The organism is Roseinatronobacter sp. NSM, from assembly GCF_052379845.1.
Lineage (GTDB): Bacteria > Pseudomonadota > Alphaproteobacteria > Rhodobacterales > Rhodobacteraceae > Roseinatronobacter.
This window is the reverse complement of the sequence record NZ_JBQTCF010000081.1, coordinates 1-1,981: the sequence shown is the minus strand read 5'-3', so window position 1 is coordinate 1,981 and position 1,981 is coordinate 1. Positions and strand designations below refer to the sequence as shown.

General features: G+C 62.0%; 1 protein-coding gene. It reads left to right on the top strand.

From position 1 onward, the window contains the following. A partial coding sequence (locus tag ACTZWY_RS19655; RefSeq protein ID WP_444792397.1) for a hypothetical protein occupies positions 1 to 1,981 on the top strand: 1,981 nt, incomplete at both ends.

Sequence of the window (1,981 nt, the reverse complement as noted above, 5' to 3'; positions counted from 1 at the left end):
TCCAGACCTCGCCGACGAAGAGGCGGTCGAGGCCTTTCGGCAAGCACTTGTCGAGACGCTGTCGGATTTCGACCGCGATGACCTGCGACCTGCGGAGCAGCGATCACGAAGGATCCGGGCCCTCGCCGAGAAAAAGGGCGTCACCTCGCTCACCACCATTGTCGAGCAACAACTCGATGACGCACGGTCGCAGGAATTCCACCGACAGCCGGATGAACTGTGCAGAAGCATCTGGGCATATCTGCATGAACGCGAAACCTTCGAGGATGCGGAGAGCTTTCACTTCGCCCGACAGTTCCGCGACCACGGCAAGCTCTACGATGCCTTCGAGGTCGAACTGGAGAACCAGGTAGCCCTCGACGCGGCGGCCATCGACGAAAAGGCGCTCGCGTCCAAGATCAAAGACATGCTCGAGCTGAAGCCGGAGATATCCTGCACAGTTAAGGCGCTCGATCTTCCTGCCACCGATACGCACCCAGCGTCCATCATGCTGATCGTCCGGCATGGTGGCCCGCTTTCGAGCGTCTACGATCACCGGCAAGACGGACGGCGGGGAACCATTTACTACCGCCCGCCGAACGAGGCGACGCTGATCTACACGCCCTCGATGCGGCAGATCGAGGTCTGCGCTGACAGCCCCGTGGTGCGCCAGACGGTCAGCGATTCCTTCGCCGAAGTTGCGCTCGGTCACGACATCTCCCAGAAGCCTCTGACCTGGAAGCGCTATGATCTCTCGCGCTTCCGCTCTTCGCTTCTGCTGCAGCCCCCTGAGATCGAAGGGTACGCGTTCGAGTTCGCGCGCGTCATCGAAGCCGAGATCCGGCTGGGAATCTGGCGCCGCAAGCTTCAGCTCAAGGTGACGGTCGACGATGACATCCAGGAGGTTGCCGACCGATATCTCGGGGCGCGGAACATCTTTCGGCGCGCCGAAGCGTTCAGCCGGATCACCATCGCGGTGGCCTACAATCTGATCGGCGATGAGAAGCAGCGGACGCTCAACATCACGATTGCGGGCACGAAGAGCTGCAACCTGCAGAGCAAGCCCGACCCGGAGGAACGCAGCCTCGGCTTCGCGCTGCTCAAGGAATGGGGAATCCTGAGCGCGTTCAGGCAAATCGCGCATGATGACCTTCGCGCGATATTCCCCCAGCTTGTTCAACTCCACGACCGCATTGAGGACGAGGTCAGCGGAAGTTATCTGCTGGAACTCGGGCTTGACCCGAAGCGTCTGATCGAAGGTGGCCTGCTCGAGCGCCGCGACCGTCAGGATGTGGTTCTCATCGAGGACGACGACGTCGACGGGGAAGGCGCCCTCAAACCGTCGGCGACCGAAGGCATGGTCCAGGCTGTCGGTCCTTTCGGCGAAGATGTCGGCAAGCGCCCCGCGTCGGATGTCGAGATGTTCGCGGTCAACGCTCAGTGGCTTCACGAGACGCTCATGCGCCTTATGAAGCCGCTGCTGATTAAGCGGGCGGCTCAGATCCTGGACCCGGACCTGACCCTTGTCGGTGCGATCCAGATCGATGAGGCAGATGTGCCCGTCTATTTCGCCCGGCGGCTCAATGATCCGAAAGCGGCGCAGAGACTGGATCTGATGTTGCGCGCGCGGGACACCGCTGGGGTGGGCATCGTCTTCGCCGCGAGCGAGGAGATGCCGTCACACCTTGGGCCTAACGTCGTCATGCCGCTGCTGTCCCATCTCGCATCGGCGGACGAGGAAATGCTGTTCGCGCGCGACGGCATAGAACTCGCGTACCGAGACGGTCTTGCACTCGCACGCGGGGGCGTGTCGCCGCGGGTGGTTCGGACAGGCAAGCAGTCCGGCACGCTATTCATTCCTGGCAGGGAGCCGCTTCACCTCGCTGGGAACGATCAACTTACGATCTTCGAGCGCCTGGTGGTCGCAGCCGCGAAAGGCAGTCCCGACGTTCAGGTCAAGTCGCTGATGGAAGGCTTCGAGTCCAGAAGTGGACCTGTCGCG